Genomic DNA, 1741 nt, shown 5'->3' with positions numbered 1-1741 from the left:
ATGTCGGGTAGGTCAGGGACATTGCTGTCCCCTTCCCCCCTCAAAACCGGACGTGCAAGTTTCCAAGCATCCGGCTTAAGCAAGTCTTATCTGTTATGGGCTTGCGAATGACACACTGTATGGAGAAGCACCAAATTCTTATAGGTATTGTTTTGGTGATTCCCATCTTTGTGGTGTAAGTCTACTGGTTCATCACTGTAGATGGATTGATTGCATACGGGACAGAGATGTTTCTGATTTTCTGCAATCTTTTGTAGACTCTTCTTCAGTGTGGTTTTCTGTTTACTGTTCCTTTTTTCCCAATATTCCTTTAATTCCGGGTCATCGGGTGAGGCATCGTGAAGAACTTTTACCCATCGTTCTATCTTTATACTTTCAGGATGGAATAGATAGGTTCCAGTTTTCTTATCCATGAAAGTCCACCTTGTGTTGGGATAGTGGGGATGGAAACCGAAATATTGGTTTATCCTCCACTTTTTGGACTTATTAGGATGATTCCTCTTTGTCCAACGGATTGCTCTGAGGATTAGGTAGTGTTCTATGTCTTGTAGTACGCTACTGGAGACCGAATATCGGTAGTAATTGCACCATCCCCGTACCAGGGGATTCAGCTTGGCTATAAGCTTTCCGATTGGTTTTCCGGCGTGTTCCAGAAAGACTTGCCGAATTCGCTTACGTATGCTAAGTACTGCTTCCTTGGACGGTGTGATTAGCGTTTTATACCCTGACTTTCGATCTATCACCTTGTAGGCACGTATATTGAATCCTAGGAAGTCAAAGCCTTCCTTAAGGTGAACAATTCGGGTTTTCTCAGGGGAGAGTTCTAACCCTCTTTGCCCTAGGAAGTTGTTAACCTTGTTCTGTGCTTCGATTGCGTTCTCTTTACTGTGGCAAAATACCAAGAAATCATCCGCATATCTAACCAGAACGGGGCTGGATTCTCTTACAAAGGTGTGGGATGACCCACTTTTGTAAGTAACCCCAATGGCTGCTTCCATTCCGTGTAAGGCGATATTCGCCAGTAACGGGCTGATTATTCCGCCTTGGGGTGTGCCTTTTGTGGTGTCATAGAATACTCCTTTTTCCATGTAGCCAGCTTTCAACCATTGGTTGATAATTTCCCTACCTGGGAAATTTCCAATGATTTTGATTAGAGAGTCATGGCTTATGTTGTCGAAACACCCTTTTATGTCCGCGTCTAGCACCCACAGTCTGCGGGAGCCTGATTTGGTAGTTAAGTATACCCGTTCGATGGCGTCGAAACAACTTCGACCGGGGCGGAATCCATAGCTTATTGGCTCAAATGTTGCTTCCCAGCACGGCTCTAATGCGTTTTTGACTATAGCTTGCTGGCATCGGTCGATAATACTAGGTATTCCAAGGGGTCTCTTTTTTCCGTTGGATTTAGGAATGTAAACTCTTCGTGCTGGAAGAGGTTTCCAAGTTTTTAGAGTGGTTAAGTACTCTATAAGCTTGACTCGCTCCCCCGGTGTGAGCGCTATATAGCGATCAACGCCTGGAGTCTCCTTTCCTTTGTTAATTTGGCAAACCTGTCTGACAGCTATCAGTAGGTTGCTGTAACTTCTTAACATTAGTTTTTGGAGATTGCGGACCAATTTCCAGTTGCCCTTGGATTTAGCCTTGAAAATTCGTTTTCTTAGATTCCTGACCATGCGATAGGTTTTCCCCCATTTAATGGAGTGCCAATCGATGACCCTGCTACTTACGGTTGTAACCATTA

Annotated in this window: 1 protein-coding gene; it reads right to left on the bottom strand. The window is 44.3% G+C overall.

The genetic code is table 11. The features are described 5' to 3' along the window. Positions 1–86: 86 nt before the first annotated feature. Positions 87–1741 (bottom strand): group II intron reverse transcriptase/maturase (gene ltrA / locus ACM0OZ_RS48640; protein WP_414590121.1); only part of this gene is annotated, 1655 nt, incomplete at its 5' end.

The sequence above is a fragment of the Scytonema sp. PCC 10023 genome, assembly GCF_963920835.1.
Taxonomy (GTDB): domain Bacteria; phylum Cyanobacteriota; class Cyanobacteriia; order Cyanobacteriales; family Nostocaceae; genus Kalymmatonema.
This window is presented reverse-complemented; position numbering and strand designations above follow the sequence as displayed.